The following is a 16,152-nucleotide window of genomic DNA, read 5'->3' as shown; positions in this document are numbered from 1 at the left end:
ATGGTAGAAAAACGTGTTCAGCCACTTGCCCGTGACGCAATGGCCTATGTTCTCGCCGGCGGCCGGGGGAGCCGCCTGAAGGAACTCACCGATCGCCGCGCCAAGCCGGCAGTCTACTTCGGCGGCAAGACCCGCATCATCGACTTCGCCTTGTCGAACGCCTTGAACTCGGGCATCCGCCGCATCGGCGTCGCGACCCAGTACAAGGCGCACTCGCTGATCCGCCACATGCAGCGCGGCTGGAACTTCTTCCGCCCGGAGCGAAACGAGAGCTTTGACATTCTGCCGGCCTCCCAGCGCGTCTCCGAGACGCAGTGGTACGAAGGCACGGCCGACGCGGTCTACCAGAACATCGACATCATCGAGGATTACGGCGTCGAATACATGGTCATCCTCGCCGGCGACCATGTCTACAAGATGGACTATGAATACATGCTGCAGCAGCACGTCGATTCCGGCGCCGACGTCACGATCGGCTGCCTGGAAGTGCCGCGCATGGAAGCCGTCGGCTTCGGCGTCATGCATGTCGATCAGAACGACCGGATCATCGACTTCATCGAAAAGCCTGCCGACCCGCCGGGCATTCCCGACAAGCCTGAGTTCGCGCTGGCCTCCATGGGCATTTACGTGTTCCATACGAAGTTCCTGATCGATGCGCTGCGCCGCGACGCCGCCGACCCGAACTCCAGCAAGGATTTCGGCAAGGACATCATCCCCTACATCGTCAAGAACGGTAAGGCCGTGGCCCATCGCTTCGCGCAATCCTGCGTCCGCTCCGATTTCGAGCACGAACCTTACTGGCGTGATGTCGGCACCATCGATGCCTACTGGCAGGCCAACATCGACCTGACCGCAGTCGTTCCGGAACTGGATATCTACGACAAGTCCTGGCCGATCTGGACCTACGCTGAAATCCTGCCGCCGGCGAAGTTCGTCCACGACGATGAAGACCGCCGCGGCTCTGCCACGTCCTCCGTCGTCGCGGGCGACTGCATCATATCGGGCGCGACACTCAACAAGAGCCTCCTGTTCACCGGCGTGCGCGCCAACTCTTATTCCAAGCTGGAGGGAGCGGTCGTCCTGCCGAGCGTCAAGATCGGCCGGCATGCACAGCTCAAGAACGTGGTAATCGACCATGGCGTGGTGATCCCGGAAGGCCTCATCGTCGGTGAGGACCCGGTCCTTGACGCCAAGCGTTTCCGTCGCAGCGAAGGCGGCATTTGCCTCATCACGCAGCCAATGATCGACAAGCTGGGTCTGTGACCGATGAAAGTTCTTTCGGTTTCGTCCGAAGTCTTCCCACTTATCAAGACAGGGGGCCTCGCCGATGTGGCGGGCGCCCTGCCGATCGCGCTCAAGCGTTTCGGCGTCGAAACCAAGACACTCATGCCCGGCTATCCGGCGGTCATGAAGGCGATCCGCAATCCAGTCGTCAGGCTTCAATTCGACGATCTGCTCGGCGAGCCGGCCACGGTGCTGGAAGTGGAGCATGCCGGCATAAGCATGCTGGTGCTCGACGCCCCTGCCTATTACGACAGGTCAGGCGGTCCTTATCTCGACGCGACCGGGAGGGATTACCCTGACAATTGGCGCCGTTTTGCGGCACTGTCCCTTGCCGGAGCCGAGATTGCCGCAGGCTTGATGCCGGGCTGGCGGCCGGACCTCGTGCATACGCATGATTGGCAGTCGGCGATGACCTCAGTCTACATGCGCTACAACCCGACGCCGGAATTGCCGAGTGTACTGACGATCCACAACATCGCGTTCCAGGGGCAGTTCGGCGCTGATATCTTTCCCGGCCTTCGCCTGCCGCCGCACGCCTTCGCGACGGAAAGCATCGAGTATTACGGCAACATCGGCTTCCTCAAGGGCGGCCTGCAGACCGTTCATGCCATCACCACCGTCAGCCCTTCCTACGCCGGCGAGATCCTGACCCCGGAGTTCGGCATGGGTCTCCAGGGTGTCATCGCAAGCCGAATCGATTCGCTGCACGGCATCGTCAATGGCATCGACACGGATGTCTGGAACCCGTCGACCGATCCCGTTGTCCACACGCATTACAACGGCGCCACCCTGAAAAGTCGCTTCGAAAACCGCACCTCGGTCGCCGAGTTCTTCGGACTGCACAACGACAATGCGCCGATCTTCTGCATTATCAGCCGGCTCACCTGGCAGAAGGGAATGGACGTCATCGCCGCCACTGCCGACCAGATCGTCGACATGGGCGGCAAGCTTGCGATCCTCGGATCAGGAGACGCGGCGCTCGAAGGTTCGCTGCTCGCCGCCGCCGCCCGTCATCCCGGGCGGATCGGCGTTTCCATCGGCTACAACGAGCCGATGTCGCACCTCATGCAGGCCGGCTGCGACGCCATCATCATCCCATCGCGCTTCGAACCCTGCGGGCTGACGCAGCTTTACGGCTTGCGCTACGGATGCGTGCCGATCGTTGCCCGCACCGGCGGGTTGAACGATACGGTCATCGACGCCAACCATGCCGCGCTTGCGGCGAAAGTGGCAACCGGGATACAATTCTCGCCTGTGACGGCATCAGGCCTGTTGCAGGCCATTCGCCGTGCGCTACATCTCTACGCCGATCAAAAAGTCTGGACCCAATTGCAAAAGCAGGGCATGAAATCGGATGTCTCGTGGGAAAAGAGCGCCGAGCGCTACGCTGCCCTCTATTCAAGCCTCGCCCCCAAAGGCAAGTGAGAGAAAATGATAAAATCCGTATCCACTAAGCCCTACCAGGATCAGAAGCCCGGCACGTCTGGCCTGCGAAAGAAGGTTCCGGTATTCCAGCAACCGAACTATGCCGAGAACTTCATTCAGTCGATCTTCGACTCATTGGAAGGGTTCCAGGGCAAGTGCCTCGTCATCGGCGGCGACGGACGCTACTACAACAGGGAAGTTATCCAAAAGGCGATCAAGATGGCCGCCGCCAATGGCTTTGGCAAGGTCATCGTCGGCAAGGGCGGCATCCTGTCGACCCCGGCAGCCTCCCATATCATCCGCAAATACAAAGCCTTTGGCGGCATCATTCTGTCGGCCAGCCATAATCCCGGCGGTCCGACGGAAGATTTCGGCATCAAGTACAACATCGGCAATGGCGGCCCGGCACCGGAAAAGATTACCGACGCCATCTATGCGCGCACCAAGGTGATCGATACCTACAAAATCGCCGATTTCCCGGACGTGAACCTTGATCGCATCGGCAAGGACGAACTGCCCGGCGGCATGATTCTCTCGGTGCTCGATTCGGTGGAAGACTATACAGCGCTCATGGAAGAGCTGTTTGACTTCCCCGCGATCCGCAACCTCATCAGCCTTGGCTTCCGCATCGCCTTCGATGCAATGAGCGCCGTCACCGGCCCCTATGCCAAGGAAATCTTCGAAAACCGCCTCGGCGCCCCGTCAGGCTCGGTCCGCAATTTCATGCCGCTGCCCGATTTCGGCGGCCATCATCCGGACCCGAACCCGGTTCACTGTAAGGAACTCTATGACGAGATGATGGGCGATGATGCGCCCGATTTCGGAGCGGCATCCGACGGCGATGGCGACCGCAACCTTATCATCGGCCGTGACATCTTCGTCACGCCGTCCGACAGCCTTGCGATCCTCGCTGCCAACGCCAACCTGGCGCCCGGCTATTCCGGCGGCCTGGCCGGCATCGCCCGCTCCATGCCGACCTCGGGTGCGGCGGATCGTGTCGCTGAGCGCCGTGGCATTGGCATGTACGAGACGCCGACCGGTTGGAAATTCTTCGGCAACCTGCTCGACGCCGGCATGGCGACGATCTGCGGCGAGGAAAGCGCCGGCACCGGCTCCAACCATGTGCGCGAGAAGGACGGCCTCTGGGCGGTTCTGCTCTGGCTGAACATTCTGGCGGTCCGCGGCGAGAGCGTCCAGGACATCGTCACCCAGCACTGGCAGACCTACGGCCGCAACTACTACTCGCGCCACGACTACGAAGGCGTGGATACGGACGCAGCAAACGGCCTGATTGCTAACCTGCGCAGCCAGCTTGCTTCGCTGCCGGGCCAAACCTTCGGCCCGCTAAAGATCGAGAAGGCGGATGATTTCGCCTATCACGACCCGGTCGACAAGTCCGTCAGCGAGCATCAGGGCATTCGCATCCTGTTCGAAGGCGGCTCACGCGTCGTCTTCCGCCTTTCAGGAACGGGAACGTCGGGCGCCACCTTGCGCGTCTATCTGGAGCGGTACGAGCCGGATTCCACCCGCCACAATATCGAGACACAGCAAGCGCTCGCCGATATTATCGCTGCCGCCGAGACCATCGCGGATATCCGCAGCCGCACAGGCCGTGATGCTCCTTCCGTGATTACCTGACCGGAACGGCATGGCGGCGAGCAAATCCGGGCAAGGCGGAGCAACCATCTTCGAGACCGGCGTTGATTTCGCCGTCTGGTCGCATAATGCCGGACAGATCGAATTGTGTCTGTTCGGCGACGATGACAAGGAACTGGCCCGCCTGCCGATGGAACGGGGCGATGACCATGTGCATCGCCTCTTCGTCGACGGATTGAAGGAAGGCGCGCGGTATGGCTACCGCGCCGATGGCGTTTATGCGCCCGACAGCGGTCTTTGGTTCGACCCATCGAAACTGCTGGTCGATCCGTACGCTAAGGAGCTTGATCGCCCGTTCCACTACGATCCCCTTCTCGGCACTTTTGGCGCCGAAACGCAGCATCTCGTGCCCAAGGCGATTGTCACCCGCGACATCAGCGTGAAGCCGGCAAAGCCGCTCTTCAAGCCCGGCGGCTTCATCTACGAGGTCGCTGTCCGACCTTTTACTATCCTGAATCCGGATATTCCCGAAGCCCAGCGCGGCACGGTCGCGGCTCTGGCGCATCCCTCGGTGATTGCCCATCTCAAGCGCATCGGCGTCGATGCCGTCGAACTCATGCCGATCACCGCCTGGATCGACGAACGCCATCTGCCGCCGCTAGGCCTCAGAAACGGTTGGGGTTACAACCCCGTCGCCTTCATGGCGCTCGACCCGCGGCTCGTGCCTGGCGGCATGGCGGAGTTACGAGAGACGGTCACAAAGCTCCGCGCCGAAGGCATTGCTGTTATCCTCGATCTCGTCTTCAACCACACCGGCGAAAGCGATCGCTTCGGCACGACGCTGTCGCTGCGTGGCCTCGACAACCTCTCCTTCTTTCGCCATGTCCCCGGCCGGCCAGGCGAACTGGTCAATGATACCGGAACGGGCAACACCGTCGCCTGCGATCACCCCTATGTCAGGCAGCTGATCGTTGACAGCCTTCGGCATTTCGTGCTCGGCGCCGGGATCGACGGCTTTCGTTTTGACCTCGCCCCTGTCATTGGCCGCACCGCAAACGGCTTCGAAGCACATGGGGAAACGCTGACCGCGATGCTCGCCGACGACATCCTGGCCGATCGCCTGATGATCGCCGAACCCTGGGACATCGGCCCCGGCGGCTATCAGCTTGGCAATTTCCCGGCCCCCTTCCTCGAATGGAACGACCGCATGCGCGACGACGTCAGGTGCTACTGGCGCGGCGATGATTGGAAAACAGGACCATTGGCGACTGCGCTTGCGGGATCCTCCGATATCTTTGGCCGCAATCGCGGAAAGGCGACGCGCAGCGTCAACTTCCTCGCTGCCCATGATGGATTCACGCTGAACGATCTCGTCTCTTACCGCGGCAAGCACAACGAGGCGAACGGGGAAGAAAACCGCGACGGTCACAACGAGAATCACTCTTGGAATAATGGCGTCGAAGGCGAAAGCCGCTACCCCGACATCATCCGCCGGCGCCGCGACGACCTGAAGGCGCTTCTCTCGACGCTCTTTGCCACCCGCGGCAGCGTCATGCTGACAGCAGGCGACGAGGCTGGCCGCACCCAACGCGGCAACAACAATGCCTATTGCCAGGACAATGAGATCACCTGGGTCGACTGGGCAGTGCTCGATGATGAACTTGTCGCCCATACGGCCTTCGTCTCCAGCCTGCGCAAACGCTTCTCCGCCTTCTCCGAGATGGACTTTCTCAGCGGTAACGGCGACGTCGAATGGATATCGCCTTCCGGCCAGCCGATGAGCGTACAGGACTGGGAGACGCCGAACTTTTCCACGCTCGGAATGCTGCTTTCGACGCGCGATGGCCAAACCAACAAGGCCACGCGGCTGGCGGTTCTCTTCAATCGCTCGGGCGGCGAGGAGATCTTCACATTACCTGGACCGTCCTTGTGGCGGCCTCTCGTCCCCGATGCGCCGAAGAAACCCGCAACTTCCGCCATCGTGCCGCGCCGCTCGGTTGCTTTCTATCTCGAAAGTTGATCCGACGGGCTCCCGCCTGCAATTCCTTGTCGCAATCGTCACAATCCCATTGTAAGGCTTGCGGAGCCGCTTTCTCATGGGGAATCAATGGCCAAGGAAATTTCGCTCGCGGATGTGCAAGGGCTGGTCGGCACTGAAACCGGCCTCTCGGACTGGATTGTCGTCGATCAGGCGATGATCGATGCGTTTGCGCATGCAACCAACGATCATCAGTTTATCCACGTCGATCCAGAGCGCGCTGCCAACAGTCCCTTCGGCGGCACCATCGCCCATGGCTTCCTTACGTTGTCGCTGCTTTCGGCCATGAACTACAACGGCCTGCCCAAAGTGCGCGAGCAGACGATGGGCATAAACTACGGCTTCGAGAACGTCCGCTTCCTGTCGCCGGTCAAATCGGGGGCGCGCATCCGCGGCCACTTTGTCCTCGCCGAAGCCCGCTTCCGCGGCGCCGGCATGCTGATGACGACCTATGACGTCTCGATCGAGATCGAGAACGAAAGGAAGCCGGCCCTCTCTGCGCGCTGGATCACCATCATCCAGTTCGACCCCAAGGATCGGCCTGACGACGCCTAGACCTTATGCTCCCGGCTTCGGTGGGCGACGTCGAACGCAACGCTATGGCGCACCGTTGATTTCAACGATGTTGCGATCGGGATCAAGCAGATAGGCTTGCGGAAATCCCGCCGGCCCGTCGCGCCTGAGACGCAGCCGCCAGGGATCGCCCTCTGGCGCATCCTCGCGAAAACCCTTCGCAATCAGCCCCTGGATACATCCCTCAAAATCATCGGTACGGAACGCGAAATGCCCGTCGGTCGTGTCGATGGTCGCCGCATGCCGGAAGGTCCCGGCCGGGTTGACGATCATGTGGATCTGCAGTGCGCCGCAGGCGAACCACGCTCCAACGGAGCTGAACGGCGGCCGCGCGATCCGTTCGAGGCCGAAGACGTCACGATAGAAGGCGACCGAACGGTCGAGATCCGTGACGACAATGGAAACGTGATGCAGCATCATCAAAGACACCCCGCCCTGCAACTGCGCTCCGATAAAGAGCGCACGCTAGGGTGGATGATGCATGAGTGAGGGCAGTCCTGCAACGCAAAGACGATCGGGAACGGCACCAGAGCACCGTCCCCGACCGGAAATTGCAAGTTGGCAGCGCTTAGTGCGCCGCGTCTTCCGCGCCCTCGGCCAGCAGGCCGAAAACGAAATCGGCAAACGAACGCCAGCACTCGACGCGGAACGTATCGCCCTCGGTGCGGAAGAGCACGATCTCCGCCTTTCCGAATAGCGTGCGCGAGCAGGCGCCGACCGGAAAGACCTCGAGCGACAGATCCTGCGGGCAACCCGCGGAAATCGTCGCCTCGGCCCCGGGACCGGAGACGATGATCGCGACGTTGCGATGCGAGACGTCGGTTGCCGAATGCAACACGCCTGACTTCGCGAGCGCACCCATAAGGTCTGCGCCGGACTCGTCGATGACAAGCCATTCATCCGGGCCGAGCCAGAGGGCGGCACGGCCACCCTTGCGGCCCGACGTCTTCGGGGAAGCCGGGACCGTGACGCCGAGCGCGGAGGAAAGAGCCTTGAGCGACTCCCCTGGTGCGCGAAGCGCCACGCGGGTCGCCGCTGGTGCCGGCGTCAGCCGCACCGTGGCCGAGCCACCGTGGCGACCAGAAAGCACAGACTTGCGAACTGCCGTATCAGCCATTGATGCGGCCTCCTTCCTTGTCAAAGAACACCATGTCAGTCACCTCGACGGCGATCGTCTTGTCGGGCATCGGCACGTAGAGCGTCTCGCCCATTCGCTTGCGGCCGTCGGCGACCAACGCGAAGGCGATCGATCGCCCAAGATTTTCCGACCAATAGGACGAGGTGACGTGGCCGAGCATCGTCATCGGCTTCGGCTCATTCGGGTTGGCGACGATCTGCGCGCCCTCTTCGAGTACGAGGTTCGGATCCTTGGTGACGAGACCGACAAGCTGCTTGCGGCCTTCCTTCACCAGATCCGGGCGCTTCAGCCCGCGAATGCCGACGAAATCCGTCTTCTTCTTGGAGACCGCCCAGGAGAGACCGGCATCGTCAGGCGTGACGGTACCATCCGTGTCCTGACCGACGATGATATAGCCCTTCTCGGCGCGAAGAACGTGCATCGTCTCGGTGCCGTAGACGCAGGCGCCGAGCGGCTCGGCATTGGCCCAGACGGCCTCGAGAACCGACTGGCCGTAATCGGCCGGCACGTTGATTTCGAAGCCGGTTTCGCCGGTGAACGACACGCGGAAGAGACGTGCCGGAACGCCCATGACCGTGCACTCGGCAACGCTCATATGCGGGAAGGCTTCGTTCGAGATATCGACGCCCTCGACCAGCGGCGCGATGATCTCGCGCGCCTTCGGCCCCTGTACGGCGATAACAGCCCACTGCTCGGTCACCGAAGTCAGCCACACCTTCAGATGCGGGAATTCGGTCTGCAGATAGTCTTCCATGTGGTGGAGAACGCGCGGCGCACCGCCCGTCGTCGTCGTCACGTGGAAGCGATCGTCGGCCAGACGCCCGACGACGCCGTCGTCATAAACGAAGCCGTCCTCGCGGGTCATGATCCCGTAGCGGCACTTGCCGGGCTTCAGCGTGTCCCAGGCGTTGGTGTACATCAGGTTCATGAACGCGGCGGCATCGGGGCCGACGACTTCGATCTTGCCGAGCGTCGAGGCATCGAATACGCCGGCGACATCGCGCGCCGTCTTGCATTCGCGAGCGACCGCCTTATGCATCGTCTCGCCGGCGCGCGGATAGAACCAGGCACGCTTCCAGTTGCCGACGTCCTCGAACACGGCGCCATGGGCTTCTTCCCACTGGTGCAGCGGCGTCTTGCGGGCCGGATCGAACAGATCGCCACGCGAATGGGCGATCAGCGTGCCGTAGGTAACAGGTGTATAGGGCGCGCGGAAGGTGGTGAGACCGACCTGCGGGATCTCCTTACCGAGCATTTCGGCGGCGATCGCCAGGCCGTGCATGTTGGAGAGCTTGCCCTGGTCGGACGCCATGCCGTTCGTCGTGAAGCGCTTGATGTGCTCGATCGAGTGCATGCCTTCGCGAACGGCAAGGCGGATATCCTTGGCGCAGACGTCGTGCTGGAAATCGATGAACGCCTTGGCGCTGGTCTCCGGACCCGCACCCTCGGCGGCGCCGATCATGCCGCCGGTCCACTGATGCGCCTGCTCTGCCGAGATGCTGATCTTGCCGCCGGATGGTTTGCCTGCTGCCTGCGCCATCAGCTCGCCTGCCGCCAGCGATTCCTCGATCGTCTGCTGCAGATCGTCCGTGCCGTTGCAGGCGCCGACGGAAAGGCAATCCTGCGCATAGGTTCCGGGCAGGAAGCGTTGCGTTTCCGGCTCGAAGGCCACCTTGCCGCGCGACTGCGAGAACAGGTGCACCGATGGCGTCCAGCCAGCCGAGACCAGCAGCGCGTCGACCGCGATCTTGCGCGGCGAGCCGCCGCCGTTGCGGGCAACCGTCATCGACGAGATGCGCAGCTTGCCAGCAGTGTTGACCACGGACTGACCGGCGAGAACGTCGATGCCGAGCGAACGGGCTTCCGCCAGAACCGCCGCACCTGGCGTCTGCCGGCAATCGACGATTGCGGCGATCTCGACACCTGATCGCTTCAGGTCGAAGGCCGCCTCATAAGCCGAGTCATGCGCCGTGTAGACGCCGACCTTCTGGCCGACGGCAACGCCGTACTGGTTAAGATACATGCGCGCGGCCGACGCCAGCATGATGCCCGGACGGTCGTTGTTCGGGAACACCATATGACGTTCGATCGCGCCATTGGCGAGAATGACACGCTTGGCGCGCAACTGCCAGAGACGCTCGCGCGGCAGGTGACGGCTCGGGTTTGCGACATGGTCGGTCACGCGCTCGGCGAGACCGACGAAGTTGTGATTGTAGTAGCCGAAAGCGGTGGTGCGGGTGAGAACCTGCACGTTCTTCATCGCCTTCAGCGTGGCAGCCGTTTTCTGCGCCCACTCGTAGCCGTCGAGGCCGTCGATCTTCACGCCGCTGTCATAGCGCAGCGCGCCGCCGACATCGGCCTGCTCGTCGCAGAGGATCACCTTGGCGCCAGCCTGCGCCGCCGCAAGTGCTGCCGAAAGACCGGCAACGCCGGCACCGACGACCAGCACGTCGCAATGCGCGTAGCGGCCAGCATAGTGGTCCGGATCGGCTTCCTTCGGCGCGACGCCGAGGCCGGCCGCCCGACGGATCATCGGCTCGTAAACATGCTTCCAGGCCGCCTTCGGCCACATGAATGTCTTGTAGTAAAAGCCTGCGGCAAAGAAGGGCGACATCAGGTTGTTGATGCCGCCGATATCGAAGGAGAGTGACGGAAAGCGGTTCTGCGATTCGACGATCATGCCGTCGAAAACTTCCTGCACCGTTGCACGCACGTTCGGCTGCTTGCGGGCGCTGTCGCGCGCCACGTCGATCAGCGCGTTCGGCTCCTCGGCACCGGCCGACAGGATGCCACGTGGGCGGTGATACTTAAACGAGCGGCCGACCAGATGGATGTTGTTGGCGATCAGCGCCGAGGCGACGGTATCGCCCTCGAGCGCCGTATAGCTCTTGCCGTCGAAGGTGAAGCGCGCGGTTCTGGCCGGCGTCAGACGGCCCTTGCCTGCAATACGGTTCGTGCCGCTCATTGTGCCTCTCCTTCGAGCTGTTCGTAGGTCTCGACGGGAGCATGCGGAACGGCGGCCTCGCCGATCGTGGGCTTCGGCTCGCCTGCCTTGTATGTCTTGATGAACTTGTCGCTGATGGTATCGCGCGCCGCATTGAAGAAACGGCCGCATCCGTGCTGGTGACGCCAGCGTTCGAAGATAAGCCCCTTCGGGTTGTCGCGTAGGAAGAAATATTCCTCGAACGCCTCGTCGGAGATGTCGGCGATATTGGTCGGGCGGGCGATGTGGGCATCGCCGGCGCCGCGGAATTCGAGCTCGGAACGCTCTTCCTGACAGTATGGGCAGTAGATAAGAAGCATGGTGTCCTCGTGTCAGTGCGCGACGGCGGCAGCGGCGGCTTCGTCGATCAGACGGCCGGTGCGGAAGCGGTCCAGCGTCAGGCCGGCATTGAACTTGTGCGCCTCATCGCGGGCGATGAGGTGCGCGAAGAGATTGGCCGAGCCCGGCGTCGCCTTGAAGCCGCCGGTGCCCCAGCCGCAATTGACGTAGAGCCCCGGAACCGGCGTCTTCGACTGGATGGCCGAACGGTCCGGCGTGTTGTCGACGATACCGCCCCACTGGCGCATCATCTTGACCCGGCGGAACATCGGGAAGAGCTCGCAGATGGCATCGAGCGTATGCGTGATGATCTGCAGGCCACCGGTCTGGCTGTAGGAATTGTACTGGTCGGTGCCGGCGCCGATGACGAGCTCGCCCTTGTCGGACTGCGAGATATAGGCATGCACCGTGTTGGACATGACCACGCAGGGGAAGATCGGCTTCAGCGGTTCGGAGACCAGCGCCTGCAGCGGGCTCGATTGCAGCGGCACACGCACATCGGCCATCTTCATGACGGTGGTCGTGTGGCCGGCCGCCGAAACGCCGACCTTCTTGGCGCCGATGAAGCCGCGGGACGTCTCGACACCGGTGACGCGCCCGTCGGGGCCGCGGCGGATGCCGGTCACTTCGCAGTTCTGGATGATGTGGACGCCGCGATCGGACGCCGCACGCGCATAGCCCCAGGCGACAGCATCGTGACGCGCCGTGCCGCCGCGGCGCTGCAATGCCGCGCCATTGATCGGATAGCGGGCGCTGGCGGAGATATCGAGCGGCGGACAATAAGCTTTCGCCTGCTCCGGCGTCAGCCATTCGTTGTCGATGCCGTAGAGGCGGTTGGCATGGATGTGGCGCTTGAAGGACTGCTGATCGTGCACATTATGCGACAGCATCATCACGCCGCGCGGCGAATACATGACATTGTAGTTGAGATCCTGCGAGAGGTTCTCCCAGAGCTTCATCGAATGCTCGTAGATGTGCATGCTCTCTTCATAGAGATAGTTCGAGCGGATGATGGTCGTGTTGCGGCCGGTATTGCCGCCGCCGAGCCAGCCCTTTTCGAGCACCGCGACATTGGTAATGCCATGCTCCTTGGCGAGATAATAGGCAGCGCCCAGGCCATGTCCGCCGCCACCGATGATGATGACGTCGTATTCGGCGCGCGGCTCCGGCGAAGTCCATTGCTTCTCCCAGCCCTTATGGCCCCTCAGAGCCTCTCGTGCCACGGCAAAAACCGAGTATCTGCGCATCCGCCTTCATCTCCTTCAAGGGAAAGGTCCCTTCTCGTCGGCCATACAAATCGCAAATCCAAATGCGGCACAACGTTTCTTTTGCGACGTGGACCGGCTTTTGTTTTGACACTCGGTAAGAATGAACAAGGTTGGCCATTCTGTTCGAAGCCAAGCCCCACCCCACAGCCAAGCCGGGGCGGCCCCGCGATGGCTTACAGCCTCACCATCCTTATTATTTTAGAGTGTTTGCACTTACAATTTTTGAGCCCATAGTTCTTGCGCTGCATAGGCGTCTTTGCGCGTTGAGGGTCTCGCGTCTGCAGCAACGGGAGCATTCATAATCCAAATTTCGACACGCGTGGCAAAAGCCCGCGTGCGACCTGACATCAAAAGAAAACAGGCCGACACGGCATGATGCTCGCTGTCTGGTCTCAGGGAGGATTCGTCATGCAATCGCATTTCATCACCTTCACGGTTGGCCTGCTTTTATCGGGGGCTTGTCTTACCAGCCCCGTCGCCGCTGCCGAAGACACCATGACCAAGGAGGAAGCGGCGGCGATCGGCGTCGAGGCCTATCTTTACCTTTATCCGCTGGTCACCATGAATCTGACCCGTGAACAGGCAACAAACGTCGAGGCCGGCAAGACGATGGGACGAGGACCGGCCAACATGTTCACCAACGTTCCGGAGTTTCCGGCCGCAGACTACAGGGATGTCGTCCGGCCGAACTTCGACACACTCTACTCCGTCGCCTGGCTTGATATGACCAAGGAACCGATGATCGTCTCGGCTCCCGACACGAACGGGCGCTACTATCTGCTGCCGATGCTGGACATGTGGTCCGATGTGTTCGCCTCGCCGGGCTGGCGCACAACGGGAACCGCGAAAGCCGATTTTGCGGTTGTGCCCCCCGGCTGGACGGGCAAGGACCTGCCCCCTGGAACCCAAAGGATCGACGCGCCGACACCCTATGTCTGGGTCATCGGACGCACAAAAACGGATGGGCCGCCCGATTACGACGCCGTTCACAAGATCCAGGCTGGCTACACAGTCACGCCACTGTCGCAATGGGGCAAGACGGCCGAACCGGTCAAGGTCACGATCAATCCTGACATCGACATGAAAACCCCGCCAAAGAAGACGGTAGACGGGATGGCGGCAGAGGACTTCTTTGCCTATGCGGCGGAGCTGCTGAAGGCCAATCCGCCGCACGCCACCGACCAGCCGATCATAAGCCGGATGAAGCGGATCGGAATGGAACCCGGCAAGAGCTTCGACAAGAGCAAGGTGAGCCCTGAAATCGCCGCTGCTTTGAAGGATGTTCCGGCCGAAGGCCAGAAGCTGATGGAGTGGAAAATCCCGACGCTTGCGCGCGTGGCCAACAACTGGTCGATGAACACCGACACGATGGGCGTCTACGGCAATTACTATCTGAAGCGGGCGATTGTCGCGCAGCTTGGCCTCGGGGCCAACCTGCCCGAGGACGCGATCTATCCGCTCAACCTCGGCGACGAGAAGGGAAACCCGCTGAACGGAACGAACAGCTATAAGCTTCACTTCGACAAGGCGAACCTACCGCCGGTCAAGGCGTTCTGGTCCGTCACGCTTTACGATCCGGAAGGATTCCAGGTCGGCAACAGCCTCAACCGCTTTGCCGTCAGCAGTTGGATGCCCTTCGTCTACAACGCCGACGGGTCGCTTGATCTCTATTTCCAGAACAAGAGCCCGGGCGCGGCAAAGGAAGCGAACTGGCTCCCCGCGCCGGCTGGGCCATTCAACCTGACCATGCGCCTGTACGGACCGGCAAGCGATGCCCTGACCGGAAAGTGGAACCCGCCGGTCGTGGAAATGGTGCCGGCGCTTCAACAGGTCACGGCGCAATAGCGCTTCCGCGACCTCGGACAATCCGCGTGGACACAGCCAGCGGGTAGAGAGGCGCTGGTGCGAGGTCTTAGGAGGACGAAGCCGACTTGGGCGCCGTCCGCCGCCTCTTGGCAGGAGCGGCGGACGGCGCTTCGGCTTCCTGCTGCAAGCGCAGTGCCCGGAGTTTTTCCGTCTTCTTCTCGCGAGCCTCGGCTTCTGCCGTGATAATTGCTCTCGCTGTCGTATCGGTAGCAGCCGCCTTATCCCGCGGGGAGAGCTTTGCCGTATCGAAGAGATCGTCTTTTGAAGTCATCTGCTCTCTCAATCTCGATGGAAACTGCCCGATGGCAGTTCAGTGGGCGGGACGAACCGCCTTCTTCGGGGCCGGAAGGAGACCTTCACGCTGAAGCTTCTTGCGCGCAAGCTTGCGCTGGCGGCGAACGGCTTCGGCCTTTTCGCGGGCGCGCTTCTCGGACGGCTTTTCGTAAGCGGTGCGCGCCTTGAACTCGCGGAAGAGACCTTCGCGCTGCATCTTCTTCTTCAGAACGCGGAGCGCCTGGTCGACATTGTTATCTCGAACGAGAACCTGCAAATTCTTTCCTTTCTTGAGGCGAACTCATTGCCATTTTGGTCAGCCTGGACTGTCGCCGACAGCGTATCCAGTCACTCGTGCCACCACTGTATTGACCATCAAAAGCACAAAAGGCCGGGGTTACGCCCGGCCTTTGCCACAAGGCACTTGGCTGCCAACACATCCGTCGTCAGCCGGGCCGAATGAGAATTAAGCGGCGCGGAGATTGTCCGCGGCATTCTTGCCAGACTTCTTGTCGCGAACGAGATCGTACGTGACCTTCTGGCCATCGGACAAATTGCCCAAACCAGAACGCTCAACAGCCGAAATGTGAACGAATACGTCAGTGCTGCCGTCATCCGGCTGGATGAAGCCGAAGCCCTTGGTGCTGTTGAACCACTTAACGGTGCCTGAATTCATAACGATCTCCTTTCAATAGTCGTTATTGCCTTGCGTTTATTCACAAGGCCAAAGATCGATCTTGAGAGGAAATCTGACGGAGCTTCGAGCTCCTTGACAAAGGTCACAACCAACGGTCGATGGGCTACATATAACGCGAAGTGAGCAATAGACAAGGCAAGGAAGCCGCTCATTGCGTTAGGTTGGCTGCCCCAATGCCTCCCAGCAGCGTTCTTCAGGCGGCCAGCCAGACGGGAAAGAGGCCGTGTTCGCCCTTGAAAGACGATCAGATCGAGACAAGACACGGTTTTTTCCGGCTAGAACCGCGAGGACATATGGACTTCCCCCTGCCATTCTGCTATCCGCATCCTCAATCGCAAGGCTCTGGCCGCGCGAACCGTATATTTTTTGCCTCTGGCGCCTTGCCGACGCAGGCATCAACCAAACCAAAGGAACGTGATTCTCGTGCAGGTACTTGTCCGCGATAACAATGTCGATCAGGCTCTCCGCGCTCTCAAAAAGAAGATGCAGCGCGAAGGTATTTTCCGCGAAATGAAGATGCGCGACTACTACGAAAAGCCGTCGCAGAAGCGCGCTCGCGAAAAGGCCGAAGCCGTTCGTCGTGTTCGCAAGCTGGCTCGCAAGCGGGCACAGCGCGAAGGTATCGTCGCACGCTAAGCGTAGCTGTCGTTATTTCGACGTTTTCAGATGCAT

At 61.3% G+C, this 16,152-nt stretch carries 15 protein-coding genes; 7 read left to right on the top strand and 8 right to left on the bottom strand.

Annotated elements, in window-relative coordinates; all coding sequences use genetic code 11:
* From glgC to ATY79_RS27010, 5 genes are all read left to right on the top strand, one after another.
* A complete protein-coding gene (glgC, locus tag ATY79_RS27030; RefSeq protein WP_088692094.1) occupies positions 1-1,263 on the top strand; it encodes a glucose-1-phosphate adenylyltransferase in 1,263 nt (420 codons plus the stop codon).
* 3 nt (positions 1,264-1,266) lie between these two features.
* The gene (gene glgA, locus ATY79_RS27025) at positions 1,267-2,709 is read left to right on the top strand and encodes a glycogen synthase GlgA (RefSeq protein ID WP_088692095.1); all 1,443 of its coding nucleotides are present in this window, start codon (positions 1,267-1,269) and stop codon (positions 2,707-2,709) included.
* A 6-nt stretch (positions 2,710-2,715) separates the two neighbouring features.
* Entirely contained in the window at positions 2,716-4,347 is a 1,632-nt protein-coding gene (locus tag ATY79_RS27020; RefSeq protein ID WP_088692096.1) for an alpha-D-glucose phosphate-specific phosphoglucomutase, read from the top strand.
* Between the two features lie 10 nt (positions 4,348-4,357).
* Complete coding sequence (gene glgX / locus ATY79_RS27015; protein WP_088705442.1) at positions 4,358-6,325, top strand: glycogen debranching protein GlgX; 1,968 nt, start codon at positions 4,358-4,360, stop codon at positions 6,323-6,325.
* A gap of 87 nt (positions 6,326-6,412) precedes the next feature.
* Positions 6,413-6,898: a MaoC family dehydratase gene (locus ATY79_RS27010; protein ID WP_088692098.1), complete on the top strand. Its 486-nt coding sequence runs from the start codon at positions 6,413-6,415 to the stop codon at positions 6,896-6,898.
* 42 nt (positions 6,899-6,940) lie between these two features.
* Here ATY79_RS27010 and ATY79_RS27005 read toward each other — a convergent pair whose 3' ends face one another.
* The 5 genes from ATY79_RS27005 to ATY79_RS26985 all read right to left on the bottom strand — a co-directional run bounded on the left by ATY79_RS27005 (position 6,941) and on the right by ATY79_RS26985 (position 12,623).
* The gene (locus tag ATY79_RS27005; protein ID WP_088692099.1) at positions 6,941-7,336 is read right to left on the bottom strand and encodes a VOC family protein; all 396 of its coding nucleotides are present in this window, start codon (positions 7,334-7,336) and stop codon (positions 6,941-6,943) included.
* 148 nt (positions 7,337-7,484) lie between these two features.
* Positions 7,485-8,033: a sarcosine oxidase subunit gamma gene (locus tag ATY79_RS27000; protein WP_088692100.1), complete on the bottom strand. Its 549-nt coding sequence runs from the start codon at positions 8,031-8,033 to the stop codon at positions 7,485-7,487.
* Entirely contained in the window at positions 8,026-11,019 is a 2,994-nt protein-coding gene (locus ATY79_RS26995; RefSeq protein ID WP_088705441.1) for a sarcosine oxidase subunit alpha, read from the bottom strand. Before ATY79_RS26995 ends, ATY79_RS27000 begins: the two co-directional genes overlap by 8 nt.
* A complete protein-coding gene (locus ATY79_RS26990; protein ID WP_018856591.1) occupies positions 11,016-11,357 on the bottom strand; it encodes a sarcosine oxidase subunit delta in 342 nt (113 codons plus the stop codon). Before ATY79_RS26990 ends, ATY79_RS26995 begins: the two co-directional genes overlap by 4 nt.
* Before the next feature lie 12 nt (positions 11,358-11,369).
* The gene (locus ATY79_RS26985; protein ID WP_037133489.1) at positions 11,370-12,623 is read right to left on the bottom strand and encodes a sarcosine oxidase subunit beta family protein; all 1,254 of its coding nucleotides are present in this window, start codon (positions 12,621-12,623) and stop codon (positions 11,370-11,372) included.
* Positions 12,624-13,052: 429 nt separating this feature from the next.
* Between ATY79_RS26985 and ATY79_RS26980 the strand changes: the two genes are divergently transcribed.
* On the top strand, positions 13,053-14,489 hold the full coding sequence (locus tag ATY79_RS26980) for a DUF1254 domain-containing protein (RefSeq protein ID WP_088692102.1): 1,437 nt from the start codon (positions 13,053-13,055) through the stop codon (positions 14,487-14,489).
* 67 nt (positions 14,490-14,556) lie between these two features.
* Here ATY79_RS26980 and ATY79_RS26975 read toward each other — a convergent pair whose 3' ends face one another.
* From ATY79_RS26975 to ATY79_RS26965, 3 genes are all read right to left on the bottom strand, one after another.
* Positions 14,557-14,781: a hypothetical protein gene (locus tag ATY79_RS26975; protein ID WP_088692103.1), complete on the bottom strand. Its 225-nt coding sequence runs from the start codon at positions 14,779-14,781 to the stop codon at positions 14,557-14,559.
* A 39-nt stretch (positions 14,782-14,820) separates the two neighbouring features.
* Complete coding sequence (gene rpsU / locus ATY79_RS26970; RefSeq protein ID WP_088705440.1) at positions 14,821-15,060, bottom strand: 30S ribosomal protein S21; 240 nt, start codon at positions 15,058-15,060, stop codon at positions 14,821-14,823.
* 189 nt (positions 15,061-15,249) lie between these two features.
* Positions 15,250-15,459 (bottom strand): cold-shock protein, encoded by a 210-nt coding sequence (locus ATY79_RS26965; protein WP_088692105.1) that lies wholly within the window; start codon positions 15,457-15,459, stop codon positions 15,250-15,252.
* Positions 15,460-15,903: 444 nt separating this feature from the next.
* On the opposite strand from ATY79_RS26965, the gene rpsU (ATY79_RS26960) reads away from it, so the two are divergent.
* Complete coding sequence (gene rpsU, locus ATY79_RS26960; protein WP_037119559.1) at positions 15,904-16,116, top strand: 30S ribosomal protein S21; 213 nt, start codon at positions 15,904-15,906, stop codon at positions 16,114-16,116.
* The last annotated feature ends 36 nt before the right edge of the window (positions 16,117-16,152 follow it).

The sequence above is a fragment of the Rhizobium sp. R693 genome (assembly GCF_002211315.1).
Taxonomy (GTDB): domain Bacteria; phylum Pseudomonadota; class Alphaproteobacteria; order Rhizobiales; family Rhizobiaceae; genus Rhizobium.
Note: the sequence above shows the minus strand (reverse complement) of the source record. Positions and strands in the feature narration are given on the sequence as shown.